Annotated in this window: 16 protein-coding genes; 8 read left to right on the top strand and 8 right to left on the bottom strand. The window is 67.3% G+C overall.

The features are described from left to right. Positions 1–78 precede the first annotated feature (78 nt). A complete protein-coding gene (locus AC3ITW_RS06650) occupies positions 79–2,019 on the bottom strand; it encodes a DEAD/DEAH box helicase (protein WP_004150682.1) in 1,941 nt (646 codons plus the stop codon). A gap of 265 nt (positions 2,020–2,284) precedes the next feature. On the opposite strand from AC3ITW_RS06650, the gene AC3ITW_RS06645 reads away from it, so the two are divergent. Continuing rightward, positions 2,285–2,506 carry an RNA-binding S4 domain-containing protein gene (locus tag AC3ITW_RS06645; RefSeq protein WP_004150681.1) on the top strand — a complete coding sequence of 74 codons (222 nt, stop codon included), beginning with the start codon at positions 2,285–2,287 and terminating at the stop codon, positions 2,504–2,506. 25 nt (positions 2,507–2,531) lie between these two features. On the opposite strand, the gene ubiM is transcribed toward AC3ITW_RS06645, so the two are convergent. The 4 genes from ubiM to AC3ITW_RS06625 all read right to left on the bottom strand — a co-directional run bounded on the left by ubiM (position 2,532) and on the right by AC3ITW_RS06625 (position 5,959). Then, positions 2,532–3,710, bottom strand: a complete 1,179-nt coding sequence (ubiM, locus tag AC3ITW_RS06640) for a 5-demethoxyubiquinol-8 5-hydroxylase UbiM (RefSeq protein WP_004150679.1) — start codon at positions 3,708–3,710, stop codon at positions 2,532–2,534. Positions 3,711–3,790: 80 nt separating this feature from the next. Then, positions 3,791–4,180, bottom strand: coding sequence for an MAPEG family protein (locus AC3ITW_RS06635; RefSeq protein WP_004150677.1), 390 nt, complete (start codon positions 4,178–4,180; stop codon positions 3,791–3,793). Positions 4,181–4,191: 11 nt separating this feature from the next. After that, a complete protein-coding gene (locus AC3ITW_RS06630; RefSeq protein ID WP_012510487.1) occupies positions 4,192–4,737 on the bottom strand; it encodes a DUF4019 domain-containing protein in 546 nt (181 codons plus the stop codon). A gap of 58 nt (positions 4,738–4,795) precedes the next feature. Beyond that, positions 4,796–5,959 carry a COG3904 family protein gene (locus AC3ITW_RS06625; RefSeq protein ID WP_012510486.1) on the bottom strand — a complete coding sequence of 388 codons (1,164 nt, stop codon included), beginning with the start codon at positions 5,957–5,959 and terminating at the stop codon, positions 4,796–4,798. A gap of 438 nt (positions 5,960–6,397) precedes the next feature. On the opposite strand from AC3ITW_RS06625, the gene AC3ITW_RS06620 reads away from it, so the two are divergent. From AC3ITW_RS06620 to AC3ITW_RS06610, 3 genes are all read left to right on the top strand, one after another. Further along, positions 6,398–7,876 (top strand): AlkA N-terminal domain-containing protein, encoded by a 1,479-nt coding sequence (locus AC3ITW_RS06620; protein WP_012510485.1) that lies wholly within the window; start codon positions 6,398–6,400, stop codon positions 7,874–7,876. After that, positions 7,873–8,364 (top strand): methylated-DNA--[protein]-cysteine S-methyltransferase, encoded by a 492-nt coding sequence (locus tag AC3ITW_RS06615; RefSeq protein WP_012510484.1) that lies wholly within the window; start codon positions 7,873–7,875, stop codon positions 8,362–8,364. The genes AC3ITW_RS06620 and AC3ITW_RS06615 overlap by 4 nt, the downstream gene beginning before the upstream one ends. 434 nt (positions 8,365–8,798) lie before the next feature. Continuing rightward, the gene (locus tag AC3ITW_RS06610; RefSeq protein WP_012510483.1) at positions 8,799–10,052 is read left to right on the top strand and encodes an alkaline phosphatase family protein; all 1,254 of its coding nucleotides are present in this window, start codon (positions 8,799–8,801) and stop codon (positions 10,050–10,052) included. 153 nt (positions 10,053–10,205) lie between these two features. Here AC3ITW_RS06610 and AC3ITW_RS06605 read toward each other — a convergent pair whose 3' ends face one another. Both AC3ITW_RS06605 and AC3ITW_RS06600 read right to left on the bottom strand, forming a co-directional pair. Beyond that, on the bottom strand, positions 10,206–10,385 hold the full coding sequence (locus AC3ITW_RS06605) for a 30S ribosomal protein THX (protein WP_004150462.1): 180 nt from the start codon (positions 10,383–10,385) through the stop codon (positions 10,206–10,208). Between the two features lie 110 nt (positions 10,386–10,495). After that, complete coding sequence (locus AC3ITW_RS06600; protein ID WP_008264835.1) at positions 10,496–10,909, bottom strand: MerC domain-containing protein; 414 nt, start codon at positions 10,907–10,909, stop codon at positions 10,496–10,498. A gap of 139 nt (positions 10,910–11,048) precedes the next feature. On the opposite strand from AC3ITW_RS06600, the gene AC3ITW_RS06595 reads away from it, so the two are divergent. The 4 genes from AC3ITW_RS06595 to AC3ITW_RS06580 all read left to right on the top strand — a co-directional run bounded on the left by AC3ITW_RS06595 (position 11,049) and on the right by AC3ITW_RS06580 (position 16,893). Further along, on the top strand, positions 11,049–13,253 hold the full coding sequence (locus AC3ITW_RS06595; protein ID WP_004150460.1) for a TonB-dependent receptor: 2,205 nt from the start codon (positions 11,049–11,051) through the stop codon (positions 13,251–13,253). 229 nt (positions 13,254–13,482) lie between these two features. After that, on the top strand, positions 13,483–14,049 hold the full coding sequence (locus AC3ITW_RS06590) for a TetR/AcrR family transcriptional regulator (RefSeq protein ID WP_010483118.1): 567 nt from the start codon (positions 13,483–13,485) through the stop codon (positions 14,047–14,049). Further along, positions 14,049–15,722 (top strand): MFS transporter, encoded by a 1,674-nt coding sequence (locus AC3ITW_RS06585; RefSeq protein ID WP_004150416.1) that lies wholly within the window; start codon positions 14,049–14,051, stop codon positions 15,720–15,722. The genes AC3ITW_RS06590 and AC3ITW_RS06585 overlap by 1 nt, the downstream gene beginning before the upstream one ends. Before the next feature lie 10 nt (positions 15,723–15,732). After that, a complete protein-coding gene (locus AC3ITW_RS06580; protein ID WP_004150414.1) occupies positions 15,733–16,893 on the top strand; it encodes an HlyD family secretion protein in 1,161 nt (386 codons plus the stop codon). 92 nt (positions 16,894–16,985) lie between these two features. Here AC3ITW_RS06580 and AC3ITW_RS06575 read toward each other — a convergent pair whose 3' ends face one another. Continuing rightward, positions 16,986–17,477 (bottom strand): Fur family transcriptional regulator, encoded by a 492-nt coding sequence (locus AC3ITW_RS06575; protein ID WP_004150412.1) that lies wholly within the window; start codon positions 17,475–17,477, stop codon positions 16,986–16,988. Positions 17,478–17,492: the final 15 nt, after the last annotated feature.

Here is a 17,492-nt window from a genome sequence, read left to right as displayed (position 1 = left end):
CCCTCCGTCCCCTTTTCCGGGCCCACAACGGACAACGCCAGCCCGGAGGCTGGCGTTGTTCAGGACCGCAGGTGGGGCTTAGTAGCTGCGCGGGCCGCGCGGCTTGAAGCCGTCACGACGCGGCGGGCGGCTGTCGCGGTCACCACCGCGGTCACCACCGCGGTCGCCACCAGGGCCACCCGGGCCACTGCGGCGCGGGCCACCCGGACCACCCGGACCACGCTTGTCGAAGCGCGGCTTGAACGGACGCGGCGCCGGGTTGATCTCTTCACCAGCCGCCAGCGGACGCATCTGCAGCTGCTGGCCGGAGACCCACACCTTCTGCAGGTGGGTCAGCACGTCCGACGGCATCTGCGCCGGCAGGTCCAGCAGCGAGAAGTCATCGTGAATGTCGATGCGGCCGATGAAACGGCTTTCCAGGCCGGCCTCGTTGGCGATGGCGCCGACGATGTTGGCCGGCTTCACGCCGTGCTGGTGGCCGACCGAAATGCGGTAGGTCTCCATGCCCTGCTCCGGTGCACCGCGCGGCGGCACATCACGGCGCGGGCGCTGCTCGAAGCCACCCTCGGCATCGTCACGACGCGGGCCACGCTCGAAGCGCGGACCACGCTCGTTGCGATCGCCACGTTCCGGGCGCTCAGTGCGCTCGAAACGCTCACGCGGCGCACGTTCTTCGCGCGGTGCACGCACCGGCGGCTGCAGCAGGAACGGGGTATCGCCCTGCATCATCTTCGCCAGCGCAGCAGCCACTTCGATGGCCGGCACGTTCTGCTCGGTCTCGAAGCGTTCCAACAGCTGGCGGTAGAAGTCCAGGCCGCCCTGGCCGAGGGTCTCGGTGATGCGCGAGGTGAACTTGTTGATGCGGTTGTCGTTGACCGCTTCCACGCTCGGCAGCTGCATTTCTTCGATCGGCTGGCGGGTAGCACGCTCGATCTGGCGCAGCATGCCCTTCTCGCGCGGGGTGGCGAACAGGATCGCCTCGCCGCTGCGGCCGGCACGGCCAGTACGGCCGATGCGGTGCACGTAGCTTTCGGTGTCGTACGGGATGTCGTAGTTCAGCACGTGGCTGATGCGTTCCACGTCCAGGCCGCGGGCAGCCACGTCGGTGGCGACCAGGATATCCAGCTTGCCTTCCTTCAGCATGGCGATGGTGCGCTCACGCTGCGCCTGCTGCATGTCACCGTTGATGGCGGCAGCGGCCAGGCCACGGGCCTGCAGCTTGCTGGCCAGTTCCTCGGTACCGGCCTTGGTGCGCGCGAAAATGATCATCGCGTCGAACGGCTCGACTTCCAGGATGCGGGTCAGCGCGTCCAGCTTGTGCATGCCGCTCACCCACCAGTAGCGCTGGCGGATGTTGGCCGAGGTGGTGGTCTTGGCCGCGATGGTCACTTCCACCGGGTCCTGCAGGTAGGTCTGCGCGATGCGGCGGATCTGCGGCGGCATCGTGGCCGAGAACAGGGCGACCTGGCGCTTGGCCGGCAGCTTCTTCAGCACGGCTTCGACGTCGTCGATGAAGCCCATGCGCAGCATTTCGTCGGCTTCGTCCAGCACCAGCGTCTTCAGCTCGGACAGGTCCAGCGTGCTGCGATCCAGGTGGTCGATGACGCGGCCGGGGGTACCGACCACGATGTGCACGCCGCGACGCAGCGCCGACAGCTGCTGGCCGTACGGCTGGCCGCCGTACACCGGCAGCACGCGGAAGCCGGGGATCTTCGAGGAATAGGACTGGAACGCCTCGGCGACCTGGATGGCCAGCTCGCGGGTCGGGGCCAGCACCAGCGCCTGCGGCTTGATCTGCTGCAGGTCGATGTTGGACAGTACCGGCAGCGCAAAGGCGGCGGTCTTGCCGGTACCGGTCTGGGCCTGGCCCAGCACGTCACGGCCTTCCAGCATCGCCGGAATGGTGGCAGCCTGGATCGGCGACGGGGTTTCGTAGCCGATGGCGGTGACCGCCTGCATGACAGACTCGGACAGGCCGAGCTGCGCGAACTGCAGCTGCGCTTGGGATTCTTGGGACATGGGGAACTCCGAAGACACTGCCGTCTTCCTGGCAGTGCGATAAAAAAGGTGATGGTCCGCGCTTTGGGCGCCCTTCTTATCGCGTGCCCTGGCGCTGCTCGGTTGGAGGAGATTTCACTCGCTCAGAGCGGAATCATACCGCATTGATCCTGAACCATGCATACAGGTTGCCGTGCGTGTGCCGTCATGCCCCGTGCTGGCGCACAATACGCGCCCTCTCCCGGCCCGGCCAGAATCCGGCGCCCCTTCCCAGGAAACCCGTTCCATGCAGATTCTCGAATTCGACCTCGACGGCGACTACGTCGAGCTCAAGCAGCTGCTCAAGCTGGCCGACCTGGTCACCAGCGGCGGCGAGGCCAAGATGGTCATCAGCGACGGCCAGGTGCTGGTCGACGGCGAGGTCGAGCTGCGCAAGGCCTGCAAGATCCGCGCAGGCCAGGTGGTTGAATTCGCCGACAGCCAGATCCGCGTGCTGGCCGCCGGCTGATGTGAACGGCCTGATCTGAACCGGTTCAGGCCACGCGCTGGGTCAGGTGTGAGGCGATCAACTGCCTGAACGGTGCCACGCCCTGTGCCAGACGCAGGCCGGCCGCGCGCAGCAGCCGCGCCGGGCGGCGATCGTCGGTATACAGGCTGGCGATCGCGTTGGTGGCCTCGTACAGTGGCCGCGATGCCAGCCGATGACCGCGCTGGTAGCTGGCCAGCATGCCGGCGGCGGCGATATCGGCACCGCGACGCTGCTGTTCGACGATGCCCTGCGCCAGCCGCTGCGCGCTGGCCAGGCCCAGATTGAAGCCATGGGCGGTGACCGGATGCATGCCCACCGCGGCATCGCCGATCAACGCCGAACGCTCGCCGACAAAACGGTGCGCATAGACGCCGACCAGCGGATACGCCTGCGGCGTCGCCACCGGCTGCATGCGGCCCAGGCGGTGCTCGAAGCAACCGCTGATGGCCTCACCGAAGGCCACCTCATCCATCGCCAGCAGTTCTTCAATCTGGCGCGGCGGCAAGGTGATCACCGCAGACGCTTGGCCCTCGTTGAGCGGCAGCAGCGCCATGGTGCGGCCGTAGCCGAACCATTCCCAGGCAGTGTGGTGATGATCGCGCTCGACCTGCATGCGGCACACCAGCATCGACTTGCCGAAGTCGCGCATCTGCGCACCGATGCCGAGCATGCGGCGGGTTGCGGAGAAGCGGCTGTCGGCGGCCACCAGCAGGCGCGCGTGCAGCGTGCTGCCGTCGTCCAGCGTGACCACATGGCCCTGCGCATCGGCCTGCACGCTCTGCACCTTGCGCCCGTCGAACAGTTCCAGTCCATCCTGGTCCTGCACGGCATCCCATGCGGCGCGGCGGATCAGATGGTTGGGTACCAGCCAGCCCAGCGGCTGGCCATCGACCTGGCCGCTGGCGAAGGTCAGCGCGAACGGCGAGCCGCCGTTCATCACCTTGGCATCGCGCAATTCGGCGACTTCGGCGTCCGGCAGGCGTTGCCACAGGCCCAGCTGTTCCATGCTCTGCCTTGAGGCATGGGTCAACGCGATCTCACGGCCATCGAAGGCAGCCTCGGCCAGTGCCTGGCGCGGCTGCACTTCGACCATGCCGACCTGCAGGCCGCTACCGGCCAGCGCACGCGCGAAGCACAGACCCGCCGGTCCGGCGCCGACCACCACCACGTCCATCCTGCGCATGCGCGCCTCCTGCCGTTGATTCAGTCGCCGCCAGCATAGCGCTGCGGACCCGAGCGGCCTTGATCTGGATCAGGCCGCGATCACAGCAGCGCGAACACCAGGGCCAGGATCGACAACAGCGACACCAGCCAGACCAGGCTGCGCACGTACGGCACGCCTGCGGCATACAACGGCAGATAGACCACCCGTGCCCAGAAGTAAGCCTGCGCCGCCAATGCGGTGGTGTCGTTGCCGCGCCCAGCCACCACCACTGCGATCGCAGCAGCGGCGAAGAACGGGAAGGTCTCCAGGAAGTTGGCCTGGGCCCGCTGCAGGCGACCGGCCAGCGGGCTGAGTGGCCTGGCTTCGCCATCACGCGCCGAGGCATTCCACTTCATCCCGCGCTCGCGGGTGACCACGGTGGAGGTAGCGAAGATGTAGACAAAGCCCAGCAGCATCGCCCAGGCCAGCATTGTCAGTTCGGTTGCCATGGTCTATCTCCTCAGGGCCCGGACGCGCGCAGGCTGTAGCCGGCCAAACGCCACACCTGGTCCTCGTCGAAACGGAACGACACCAGTTCGCGCACCGGTTGTGCGCTGTTGGCGAAACGGGTCGGGAAGCTGACGTTGATGTACAGGCCTTCGGGCACCGCAGCACCGGCGTTGTACTTGACCCGGGTGATGGTCGGCTGGCCGCGGCCAGCCAGGGCGCCCAGCCGCGCACGCTCGCTGGTCAGCTGGCTGACGAAGGCCGCCTTCGGTACTGCGCGGCGCGCGACGGCCGAAGCGCCATCCCACAATTCGCCGGCGCGGTTGGCATCGACCAGCTGCGCAGCCTTCACTGCGGCCGCGCCCATTTCCGCGTCCTGTTTCTGCACCTGGGCCTGCTGCGCGGCGGTCAGCGCCGGCGCGCCGGCCGTGGCCGGTTTTGCTGCTGCTGGCGACGTGGGTGCCGGGCGGGCGGGCGCCGGGGCGGGCGTGACGGGTGCAGGCGCCTGCGCCAGTGCAATCAAGGGCAGCAAGGACAGCAGCAGGAGCACGCGCTTCATGGACACCGCCGGTTCTCGGGAAAGAACCGCAGTCTACGCCAGCGCAGTGACTACGCCGTCAGCGTGCCGGGGCGTTGCCTTCCACCACTGCTGCATCGACCTGTGCAGCGGGCGCGGCAGTGTTCACCGGTGCCTGTTCGGCCACCGGCGGTGGCTCCGAAGGCGCAGGCGGCAGCGTTGCTACATCGATCTCCGACAGCGGGCTTTCTTCCGGGCACACCGCATCGGGGAAGCCGAAGCGCTGCTTCAACGCCTGGCCGCAGCTGTTGATCGATTCCATGTCGGCGCCTTCGTGCTTGCACTGCTGGTCGAAGGCGATCAGGAACGCATCCTTGCGCTGCACGAAGTCGTCACCACAGGCACGCATCTGCTTGATCCGCTCCAGGTCGTCCTGCACCGCGTTGGTGCCGTCCAGGCCGTACTGGCGCAGTTCGTCCGGCGTCAGCAGGCGCAGGCTGCGATTGGGCACCGTCATCATCAGATCGGCCACGCCCACCGCCACGCCGTTGCGCTGCAGATAGTCCTTCACGTTGTCGTAGACCTCGTGCAGCTCGCGGTTGAGCTCAGCGCGCGAGGTCGCCTTGGAACTGATGCGCATCATGCGGTGGATGCCGACCTTGCCTGACAGCAACCGGTTGTCACCGGCGGCCAGCACGAACACGCAGGCGCTGTGGCAGATCGAGCCTTCGCGCACCCAGATGGTCCAGCCTGATTCACCGATGCTGTCACCGGCGACGATCGCCGATTCGACCTGGCCACCACTGGAGTCCAGGTCAAGGATGCGCTTGTGGATCTTCTGTTCATCGGCGACCACGGCAAGTCGCCACATCATTTCGGCGAAGCCCGGATTGATCTTGCCGGCGTAACGCACCCGCATCAGACCACGCTCGGCACACGGCGCCAGGGCCTGGGCTATCTGCTCGCGCTGCAGGCCCTCCAGCTCGACGCCATCGCCCGCCTCACCGGCGTACTCGGTACTGCAGCTGACCCAGGCGCGGCCATTCTCCAACTGCGCCTGCGGCCACGGCCGATCCGCCCGGCTGCGCGGCGGCGCCGGCGGTGGCGGTGCGTCAGCCGCATTGATCGACACCATGTTCTCGCCATCGCTGGCCGGCGCCCGCGCCGCCTTGTCGGCAGCGGTCACATTGCCCGGATTCTCCAGCTGACTGCAGCCCGCCAGGGCCAGGCACAACAGGGGCAACCAGCGGAATTTGGCGGACATCGGGCAACCGGGATTCATGGGAGCAAGAGCCACAGTCTACCCGTCCAGGGCGCGCATTCAGCGCGTGGCACTGAACCCCTTCTGACCCTTGGGAAAAAAGCGTGCCGACCAAGGTCGACACCTACCAACAGCAAAAGCGTGCCGACCAACGGTCGGCACCCACCAACTGCAGCGACCAACTGTCAGAGGTGGGGCGGTGTGGGCTGACAGGACCGTTGGCGCCATGGATGGCGCCATCGAGCCCCCATGGACGGGTTTACGGCGTGTCCTGACAGCCCACACCGCCCCGCCATCCCACGGACTGCCAGCTTTTGATTGAGACGTTGACGGTGACGGTGACGTTGCGGGTGCAGGGCTGCAAGCCCTGCCAGAACCCCCTCCAGCATCCATGTCCGAATCCGGCGAGTATCGCCGCCCGCACACGCCTAGACTGGCGTCATGGACACCGCCCTCGCCCTCGACACCGCCGCCTGCGACCGCGCCCGCCTGGCCCGCGACGCACGCTTCGACGGCGTGTTCTTCACCGCCGTGCGCAGCACCGGCATCTATTGCCGCCCCATGTGCCCGGCACCGCCGCCGAAGCCGCGCAACATCACTTACTACCCGACTGCGGCCGCTGCCGCGGCAGCCGGTTACCGCCCGTGCCTGCGCTGCCGCCCCGAGCTGGCACCGCAGGCGCAGCAGGCACTGGCCGGGCAGACCGTGCAGCGCGCACTGGCCCTGATCCATGGTGGCTTCCTGCAGGAACAGCCGGTAGCCGACCTCGCAGAGAAGATCGGACTCAGCGCGCGCCAGCTGCAGCGCCTGTTCGTCGAACATCTGGGCGCAACGCCAGGGCAGATCCACGCCACCCATCGCCTGCTGCTGGCCAAGCAGCTGCTGACCGAGACCACGCTGCCGGTGACCGACGTCGCGCTGGCCGCCGGCTACAACAGCCTGCGCCGTTTCAATACCGCCTTCCTGCAGGGCTGTGGCATGGCACCGACGGCACTGCGTCGCCAGCACCAGCCGCTGGCCGCCGACGATGGCTGCCTGGTACTGCGTCTGGCATACCGGCCACCACTGGATTTCCCACGCATGCTGGCCTTCCTGCGCAAGCGCAGCCTGCCCGGCATCGAGCTGATCGGCGAAGACAGCTACCAGCGCGTGCTCGGCACGCCGGAGCGCCCCACCCTGCTGCGCGTCACCGCCGACCCGAAGCGCCCGGAACTGCGCCTGCAGCTGGGCGCGGTCGATCCGCGCCTGATCCCCGACATCGTCCGCCGTGTGCGTCGCGTATTCGATCTGGATGCCGACCTGCAGCAGGTCCACGCCGCACTGGATGAGGAACCCTTGCTGGCGCGTGGCATCGCCGAGCGCCCCGGGCTGCGCGTCCCCGGCGGCTGGGATGGCTTCGAGGTGGGCGTACGCGCCGTGCTCGGACAGCAGGTCAGCGTGGCCGCGGCCACCACCTTCGCGCGGCGGCTGGTGGATGCCTATGGCGCACACCTGCCGGGCATGCCGCCGGAATTCGATCGCCAGTTCCCGGCCCCCGAGCTGCTGGCAGAAGCGCCACTGGAATCGATCGGCCTGCCACGCAGCCGCGCCGCCACCGTGCGTGCGCTTGCCGCCGCCTGTGCCAGTGGCGCGCTCGACTTCGGCCCGGGCCAGGCGCTGGAAGAGTTCGTTTCCCGCTGCGTGGCACTACCCGGCATCGGTCCGTGGACCGCGCAGTACATCGCCCTGCGCGGGCTCGGCCAGCCCGATGCTTTCCCCGCCGGCGACCTGGTACTGCAGCAGGTGCTCGGCCATGCGCAGGGCCAGCGCCTGAGCGAACGTGCCACCGAAGCACGCTCGCAACCGTGGCGCCCTTGGCGCGCCTATGCCGTGCTGCATCTTTGGCACCTGTCCGGCACTTTCGTTGGAGAACCGACATGACCTTGTTGTTCGACCGTTTCGACAGCCCGATCGGCGTGCTGACCATCGCCGGTGACGAGCGTGGCCTGTCCCACGTGCTGTTCCCGGAAAACCGCCACCCGGCACGCGGGCGCGACGACTGGCACTACGCGCCGGATGCGCTGCCGGAAGCACGCGAGCAGCTGTTGCAGTTCCTGCACGGCGAACGCAGCAGCTTTGACCTTGAGCTTGCGCCACGCGGCACGCCGTTCCAGCTGCGCGTGTGGCAGGCGCTGGCTCTGATCCCGTTCGGCCAGACCTGGAGCTACCTGCAGCTGGCGCAGCATCTGGGCCAACCCAGTGCGACCCGCGCCGTCGGCGCTGCCAATGGGCGCAATCCGCTGCCGATCATCCTGCCCTGCCATCGTGTAATCGGCAGCAACGGGGCACTGACCGGCTTCGGTGGCGGCCTGGAAACCAAGGCCGCACTGCTGCGACTGGAACAACGCCAGGCCCCGCTGTTCGCCTGAGGGGCAGGTTTTCCGGCAGGGCTGCGCCCTGCACCCGCCGAATCACCGTCAACGTCAAAAGCGGGCTATCCGTGGGTTGGCGGGGCGGTGTCGGATTGCGGGGACGCCGCAAGTACGTCCTTGTAGGCTTGGCCGCGGCATCCATGCCGCGGACACCCCGCAATCCGACACCGCCCCGCCTTCGACAGGTTCACGCGGCTGCTGGTAACGGCGATTATTGGTACGCGCGGCTGTGGGTAGGTGCCGACCTTGGTCGACACGGCAGATCCACGCCATGCGGGGATGGAAGCATCGGGAACATGCCTGGGGAAAAGCCCCCTTCTTGTTGAAGGGGGCGCGCCGAAAGGCGCGGGGATAAGGAAAAATGCGCGGACACGGCGCGCGATAGCGCGCCGTGTCTTGGGCGCGTCATTGCGCCGGCTTATCATGCGCGGATGACTTCCGTACGCCTGACCTGCGCGCTGGCGCTGCTGCTGCCATTGGCGGCCTGCACCACCACCGCGCCCGCCCCTTCCACCTCCGTTCCCACTTCCGTCGCTGCGGCTGCACCGCCGAAGCTGCTGCTGATCTCCATCGACGGCCTGCGCGCCGATGCGCTGGACCGCGGCCTGACCCCGAACCTGCAGCGACTGATCGACGGCGGCGTGCGTGCACGCTGGATGACCCCGTCCTATCCGTCGCTGACCTTCCCCAACCACTACACCATCGTCACCGGCCTGCGCCCGGACCACCACGGCATCGTCAACAACAGCATGGACGATGCAGCGTTGGGCCGGTTCGAGCTGAGCAACCGTGAGGCGGTCACCACCAGCGGCTGGTGGGGCGGCGAACCGATCTGGGTCGGCGCCGAGAACGCCGGGGTGCGTTCGGCCACCACCTCGTGGCCGGGCAGTGAATCGGAAATCCGCGGTGTGCGCCCGAGCCAGTGGCGCGTGTACGACGGCAAGGAACCGCTGGAACAACGCGCGGGCACCGTGCTGGACTGGCTTGCACAGACCGATGCCGACGCACCGCGCCTGACTACGCTGTACATGGAACACGTGGACAAGGCCGGCCACAACTACGGCCCCGAATCGAAGCAGTACGCCGACGCCATCGTGCGCGCCGACCAGATCATCGGCCAGGTACTCGACGGCCTGCAGCAACGCGGCCTGGCCGCGACCACCAACGTGATCGTGGTCTCCGACCATGGCATGGCCAGCGTCCCGGTCGGCCAGGTGATCTCCACCGAATCAATGGTCGACCCGGCCATCGCACGCAACGTCAGCCAGGGCCAGTCGGTGGGTTTTGCGCCGTTGGTCGGTCACGAGGCCGCCGCCGAGCGCGCCCTGCTCGGTCGTCACGACCGGTATGAGTGCTGGAAGAAAGAGAATCTGCCGGCGCGCCTGCACTACGGCACTCATCCGCGCGTTCCCGCCATTGTCTGCGTGATGGATGAAGGCTGGGATGCCCTGCATCAGGAGAAGATCGCCAAGCGCGACCATCAGGATCGTGGCTCGCACGGCTATGACAATGCCCTGCCGTCGATGCGTGCGGTGTTCGTGGCCAGCGGCCCGTCGTTCCGCCAGGGCCTGGTGATCGACGGCTTCGACAATGTCGACGTCTACCCGCTGCTGGCGCACCTGCTGCAGGTACCGGCGGCGCCGAACGACGGGAATGCGGAGACGCTGACGAAGACGCTGCGCTGATCGTACGTCATCCGCCGTGCATGGTCCGGCGCTACAGTGCCAGCAATGGGTAGCGCCGGGCCATGCCCGGCGAACGCAGCAAGCGGAACGACGAGCACAAAAAAACGCGGCGCCAGGCGCCGCGTTTTTCTTTGAAGCGGTCGACCAGCCGGATCAGGCCTTGGCGACGGCCTTCTTCGCCACAGCCTTCTTCGCCGGAGCCTTGGCCACGGTCTTCTTGGCAACCGGGGCGGCGGCGCCTACGGCGACCTTGCTCGCGGTGTGCGAACGGGCGTTGCCGTAGCTGGCGTTGTAGCGCTTGCCCTTGGCGGTCTTGCGGTCACCCTTACCCATGTCTTCAACTCCTCAAATGTGAAATCTGGTTACCCCGTACTGACACGGGTTCGGCGGGGCCGCCTTGCTGGGCGCCCCCGCGCACGATCAGAAAGCCTATCACGGAGCGCCTAGTGCGCGCAGCTGGCGTCGTGTACGTGGCCGTGGTTGAGGCGCAGGTTGACCAGGTGCGCGACACCGACCAGCAGGCCGCCGATGGTCATCACCACCGCATGTGGCACCGCGTTGTGGTGCAGCGGGTCGTACAGCACGCCAGCCCACAACGCGACCAGGCCGGGAATCAGGAAGCCCAGCGCGCGCAGTGCGCCATGCCGGCGATAACCCCAGACCAGGCTGAACAGCCCCAGCAGGGTGACGAACACCACCAGCGCCTGTTCCACCCCATCGCTCAGCCAGAACGACAGGCCCAGCGACGGCGCCGCCGCCAGCAGCACGGGGATCACTGCGCAGTGCACCGCGCACAGCATCGAACCGGTGGCGCCGAAACGGTCAAGCAGGTGGCGCAGGCGTGAGGACAGGGACATGACTTCCAGCAGGGTCGGCGAATCGTTATGGAATAATAATATAACATCCATTCCCGACCCGCACGGTTTCCCTCCCCCCTGTCCCGCCGACGGGATTCGTGCGCCCAGCGATTGATATACAGTAACAAAGGACTCTTTCATGCCCGCCCACACCCCGCGGCTCAAGCCGCATTCCCTGGCCCTGGCCCTCGCCACCCTCCTGCCGTCCGTCGCTTTTGCAGCCGGCCAGGACTCCTCGCATCGTGACCGCCACCTGACCGAACTGTCGTCGGTGCAGGTGACTGCCTCGCCGCTGCAGGGCGATGCCGAATCGCTGGCGCGCCCGGTTGATGTGCTGGCCGGCGAACGCCTGGACGAGCAGAAGGCCGGCACCCTGGGCGATACCGTAGCCAAGCTGCCCGGCGTGCAGAGCACCTTCTTCGGCCCCGGTGTCGGTCGCCCGATCATCCGCGGCCAGGAAGGCCCGCGCGTGGCCGTGCTGTCCAATGGCATGGGCAACATGGATGCCTCCACCGTCAGCGCCGACCATGCCACCAGCATCGAGCCTTTCCTGGCCGACCAGATCGAAGTGCTGAAGGGCCCGGCCACGCTGCTGTTCGGCAGCGGCGCGATCGGTGGCGCGGTCAATGTGGTGGATGGCCGCATCGCGCGCGAACTGCCGGAGCGCCCGCTCAGCGGCCGCGCCGAACTGCGCGGCAATTCGGTGAACAACGAGCGCAGCGGCATGTTCCGCCTCGATGGCGTCAGCGGCAATGTCGTGCTGCATGTTGACGGCCTGGTCCGCAACGGCGACGACTACCGCATTCCCGGCTATGCAGTGATCGACAGCCTTGAAGACCATCACGATCACGACCATGAGCACGCGGGCGAGGAAGGCGAAGAGCCGCGCCGCGGCCGCCTCGACAACAGCTCCATCCGCACCCGCGCCGGCGGCGTCGGCGCGACCTGGCTGGGCGACGGCGGCTACTTCGGCGTATCGGCCAGCACCTATCGCACCAACTACGGCATTCCCAATGGCGCGCACGTGCATGCCGATGGCGATGATCATGGCCATGACCACGGCCACGACCATGGCGATGAAGAGGAAGGCGGCGACGAGCATGACGTGCGCATCGACATGGTGCAGAACCGCTTCGAGACCAAGGCCGGCATCTACAACCCGGTCTCGTTCCTGAAGAACATCAATGCACGCGTGGCCTACACCGACTACGAACACGTGGAGCTGGAAGCCGGCACGCCGTCCACCCGCTTCACCAACCGTGGCATCGAGGCGCGCCTGGAAGCGGTGCAGCAGCAGATCGGTGGCTGGGACGGCGCCTTCGGCCTGCAGTTCGGCAACAGTGATTTCGGTGCCAAGGGCGAAGAGGCGTTCGTTCCGGATACCGGCACCAGGAACATCGGCCTGTTCGTACTGCAGGAAAAACAGTTCGGCCCGTTCAAGCTGGAACTGGGCGGCCGCCACGACCAGGTCAAGCTGGACCCGACCGGTGACTATCGCCGCCGCACCTTCGGCGCCACCAACCTGTCTGCGGCCGGCATCTGGAAGCTCAACGACACCGTCGACCTGCGCATCGGCGTAGACAGCTCCGAGCGTGCACCGACCAACGAAGAGCTGTATGCCGCCGGCGCGCATATCGCCACCCGCTCGCTGGAAATCGGCGACGCCAACCTGAAGACCGAGCGCGGCCAGCGCGTGGAACTGGGTATCCACACCCACAGCGAACGCCTGGACTTCTCCGCGTCGGTCTACCAGACCAGGTTCAAGGACTTCATCTACCTGGCCGACACCGGCGTCACCGAGGGCCTGCCGGTCCGCGCCTGGACGCAGCAGGATGCGGTGTTCCGCGGTGCCGAAGCCGAAGCGCTGGTGCACCTGTTTGAAGGCGGCGCCGGTGATTGGGACCTGCGCGTGTTCGGCGACTATGTGAAGGCCAAGCTGGATGGCAGCGGCAGCCGCAACCTCGACATCGCCGTGCCGCATGGCGACCACAACCACAACTACAGCGTGGAGCTGGCCAACACCGGCTACCTGCCGCGTATCGCCCCGGCCCGCGTCGGCGCCGATCTGCGCTGGTCGAAGGACGGCTGGCGCGCCTCGGTCGGTGCGGTCCGCTACAGCCGCCAGAAGGATGTCGCCCAGAACGAAGCGCCGAGCGACGGCTACACCCTGGTCGACGCGCACCTGGCCTACCGCTGGGATCGCAACGCGAGCAACAGCTACGAGGTGTTCCTGGATGGCAGCAACCTGACCAACCGCGAAGTGCGTCCGCATACCTCGCTGCTGCGTGACTACTCGCCGCTGCCGGGCCGCGGTGTCGCATTCGGCATCCGCGCGTTCTTCTGATCGTGCCGCGGGGTCGGATCCCATTCCTCAGGAATGGGCTCTGACCCCAGCCTCAGACCACGCATGGCGTGGATCCACTGCAAGCAGATTCGATGGGGGCCTTCTGGCCCCCATCTCTCTGTGCAGCGTCCATCACGCATCCGTCACAAAGATGTGCGTACCACAACAAGCGGACAATCCCGTCACTCAATGTCTCGCCAATCGGACACTTTTGTCCGAAAATGAACCCATGACAGCCCAACGTGCCGATGCTGCTGCCCGCCGCGCCCTTATCCTCGACGCCGCCGATCATGTGTTCGGCCAACACGGTGTCACCGCCCCGCTGGACCTGGTGGTCGAACGCGCCCAGGTGGGCCGCGCCACCCTGTACCGCAACTTCCCCGACCGCACCGCGCTGATCCAGGCACTGCTGCAACGTACGGTCGATCGCATCCGGCGCCAGGTCGAGCAGCTCGGCGACCGCGACGATGCCCTGTTCGAAGTGTTCGAGGGTATGGCCCAGCGCATCATCGATTCGCCGGCACTGGCCGATTACTGGCGTGCAGTCGATTCGGACGTGCCGGCCATGCGCACCGCGCGCGAGACCGTGCGCGATCTGCTGGAAGCACCGATCGCCCGTGCCAAGGCCGCCGGACTGTGCCGTGCCGACCTGGAGAAGACGGACATTTCACTGATCTCGGGCATGCTGGGCGCAGCCCTGCGCGGCAAAACCCGCGACGAGCGCGCCCACCTTGCCGGGCGTGCCCTGCAGCTGCTGCGCGGGGGTCTCCAGGGAGCAACCAGCGAGGCCCGCTGATGGTCCAGCCGTATCTGAAGCCGGTTCCGGATTGGGAGGAGCACGAGAAGCCGACCATGCCCGGTTCGGCGTCGATGCCCTGGCACCCACCGTATCGACGTGTGGCCTACGCACTGGTGTCGCTGCTGGTGGCGATCACCGGTGGCCTCGGCAATGCGCTGGTCACCGCCAACCTGCCCTTCCTGCAGGGCCAGCTGGCACTGACCCCGACCCAGGGCAGCTGGCTGGTGGCGGCCTATGCCATGGTCAACGTCACGGCCAACCTGCTGGCCTTCAAGTTCCGCCAGCAGTACGGCATCCGCCTGTTCGCCGAGATCGGGCTGGGGCTGTACGCAGCTCTGGCCGTCCTGCATCTGTTCGTCGGCAGCTTCGAGACCACGATGCTGACCCGTGCCGCCAGCGGCTTCGCCGGCGCGGCCTGTTCGACACTGGGCACGCTGTACATGCTGCAGGCGCTGCCACGCCGATTCACCGGCAACCTGCTGGTGGTTGGCGTGGGCCTCTCGCAGCTGGCGGTGCCGATCGCCTGGATCGTCTCGCCAGGCCTGGTCGATACCGGCCAGTGGCACCAGCTGTATTCGTTCGAAGCCGGGCTGGCGCTGTGCGCGTTCGCGGCGGTGGTGGTGCTGAAGCTGCCGCCCGGCATCCAGGTGAAAGCCTTCGAGCCGCTGGACTTCCTCACCTTCGCCCTGCTCGCCCCCGCCGTCGCCCTGCTGGTGATCGTGCTGGCGCAGGGCTACACCCGCTGGTGGCTCAACACACCGTGGCTGGGCTGGGCGCTGGTCGCCGCGATCGTGCTGTCCACCACCGCCTTCATCATCGAACACTACCGGCGCAATCCGCTGCTGCAGATCCGCTGGCTGTCGAAGCTGCCGGTACTGCACTTCATCGTCGGCGCGTTCCTGATCCGCTTCCTGACCACCGAACAGTCCTACGGCGTGGTCAACCTGATGCGCACACTGGGCATGGGGCCTGACCAGATGCGCCCGCTGTTCGTGGTGATCCTCGCGGGCGTGGTCACCGGCATCGCTGGTGCATCGCTGACCTTCGGCCCGAAGCGGCTGATTCCGCAGCTGCTGATGGCGATCCTGCTGCTGGGCGCTGCCGCCTTCTTCGATCAGCACCGCACCAGCATGGATCGGCCGCACGATTTCTACGTCAGCCAGTTCCTGGCTTCGGTGGGTGCCGGCATGTTCATGGGCCCTCTGATCATGCTCGGCATTTCCGCCGCGCTGAAGCAGGGTGTGGACCACATGATCACCTTTCTGGTGACGCTGTCGATCACCCAGACGCTGGGCGGCCTGGCCGGTTCGGCGGTGCTGGGTACCTTCCAGCTGCACCGCGAGCAGCTGTACTCCAGCGCGTTGACCAGCCAGCTCGACCCGGCCGACCCGGTGGTGGCGCAGCGCCTGCGCATCCAGCAACAACTGTACAGCGCACAGATCACCGACCCGGTGCTGCGCAGTGCGCAGGGCAGCGCGCAGCTGGCGCAGACCACGCGCCGCGAAGCCAACGTGCGTGGCTTCAACGACGTGTTCACCCTCAGCGGCTGGCTGGCGATCGGCTTCCTGTGCTGGTTGCTGCTGCTGTCACTGCGCACCGCCGTGCTCAAGCAATGGCGCAAGCGCCACCCCACCTCCCTCGCTGCGGCCACGCCGGCCGCACCCCGCTGAGTCCTCCTCCATGCCTCCCGTTCCGCCCCGCCCCGACGACATCGACGCCGACAACGTCACTCCACCGCCGCCGACCGATGCGGCACCAGCGCCCACGCCGGCGGCACCGGCTGCCGCGCCGAAATATCTCAAGCCCAGCGCGCGCAGCGTGGTGGTGATGGTGGTAGTGGCGCTGCTGGGCATCGCGTTGATCCTGCGTGCCTGGCACCTGTGGCCGTTCACCAGCAGCGTGATGGTGACCGACAACGCTTATGTACGCGGACAGATCACGGTGATGGCGCCACAGGTGAACGGTTACGTGACCGAAGTGCTGGTGAAGGACTTCCAGCACGTGACGGAGGGCGAGCCGCTGCTGCGCATCGATGACCGCATCTACACGCAGCGTGTCGCCCAGGCGCAGGCGACCCTGGACAGCGCACGCGCGGCACTGGCCAACTCGGACCAGTCGCAGGCGCAGAACCGTGCGCAGATCGCCTCTGCGCAGGCCACGCTGTCAGCCGGCCAGGCGGAGCTGCAACGCTCGCGCAACGAGCTGAAGCGCTACGAGGAGCTGGCCGCGCAGCAGCTCGTATCGATCAACGACCGCGACAAGTTCCGGACCACCCAGGCCTCGGCACAGGCCAGCGTGCAGCAGTCGCAGGCGCAGATCCGCATCGCCGAGGAAACGCTGGTGTCGACCCAGGTGGCGCGCAAGAGCCTGGAGGCACAGGTGGAAAGCGCACAGGCACAACTGGAACTGGCGCGCATCGACCTGGCCAACACGGTGATCCACGCACCGCGCGACGGCCAGATCAGCGAAGCCAGCGTGCGCGTGGGCCAGTACGTCGCCGCCGGTTCGCAGCTGCTGTTCCTGGTACCTGACACGCTATGGGTGGTGGCCAACTACAAGGAAGGCCAGACCTGGGGGATGGCGATCGGTCAGCCGGCCACGTTCTCGGTGGACGCGTTCCAGGGCCAGGTGCTGCGCGGCCGCGTGCAGGAGATCGCGCCAGCCACCGGGTCGGAATTCAGCGTGCTGCGCCCTGACAACGCCAGCGGCAACTTCACCAAGGTGGTGCAGCGGCTGCCGGTGCGGATATCGATCAATGAAGGCCAGAAACTGGCCGCGCAGCTGCGGCCTGGCATGTCGGTGATCGTGCGGGTGGATACCGCGAGCAAGCCGATGGACTAGCCTTGTCATGAAACGGGATCAGATCCCTTTGCCAATGGCAAAGGGATCTGATCCCGCTCCTATGCCGGCCAGCGGCCGGCACTACCGTTGCGTTACCCGGCGCAGCGCGCGCAGAGGCCGTGCACTTCCAGGGTCTGTGCCTGCGGCTGGAAACCCAGCTCCTTGGCACGCTTTTCCAGCTGGGTGACGATCTCGCGGTCTTCCAGTTCCACCGCGCTGTGGCAGCTGTTGCAGATCAGGAACGGCACCGAGTGCGCGGCGCTGCTGGGGTGGTGGCACGCCACGAAGGCATTCACCGACTCCAGCTTGTGCACGAAGCCATTGGCCATCAGGAAGTCGAGCGCGCGGTAGACGGTGGGCGGGGCATCAGCGCCCACGCCCTTGCCGTTGCGCACCCATTCCAGCAGTTCATAGGCCTTGACCGGCTTGCCGGCCTCGGCGATCAGCTTCAGCACGTTGGCGCGGATCGGGGTCAGGCGCAGCCCGCGTTCGCGCGAGACACGCTCGACCACCGCCACGAAATCCGATGCGTCGTGGACGTGGTGGTGCGGGGCGGTACAGGCTGTGGCGGTCTTGGCGGGCATGCGTGTTCTCCGGTT

The sequence above is a fragment of the Stenotrophomonas sp. KH_052 genome, assembly GCF_057838755.1.
The sequence above is the reverse complement of the archived record's forward strand: the minus strand, read 5'-3'. Positions and strand labels throughout refer to the sequence as shown.